This window comes from Enterovibrio coralii, assembly GCF_001559595.1.
Classification (GTDB): Bacteria; Pseudomonadota; Gammaproteobacteria; order Enterobacterales; family Vibrionaceae; genus Enterovibrio; species Enterovibrio coralii.
Genome location: NZ_LNTY01000072.1, coordinates 1 through 226, shown reverse-complemented (window position 1 = coordinate 226; position 226 = coordinate 1). Strand labels below are relative to the sequence as shown.

At 54.9% G+C, this 226-nt stretch carries 1 protein-coding gene; it reads left to right on the top strand.

All coding sequences use genetic code 11. From position 1 onward, the window contains the following. Positions 1-226, top strand: a 226-nt coding sequence (locus ATN88_RS25360; RefSeq protein WP_269748239.1) for a calcium-binding protein, incomplete at both ends; no start/stop codon positions are given.

Here is a 226-nt window from a genome sequence, read left to right as displayed (position 1 = left end):
CCATGGTGGCAACGACAATGACAAGCTCTACGGTCAAGACGGCAACGACACTCTGGTTGGCGGTCATGGAAATGATCACCTTGACGGTGGCAATGACGACGACAAGCTCTATGGCGAATGGGGTAATGACCGCTTAGAAGGCGGAAATGGCAACGATGCGCTGTATGGGCAAGATGGCAATGATGTGCTTGTCGGCGGCCACGGTAACGACCACTTAGATGGCGGC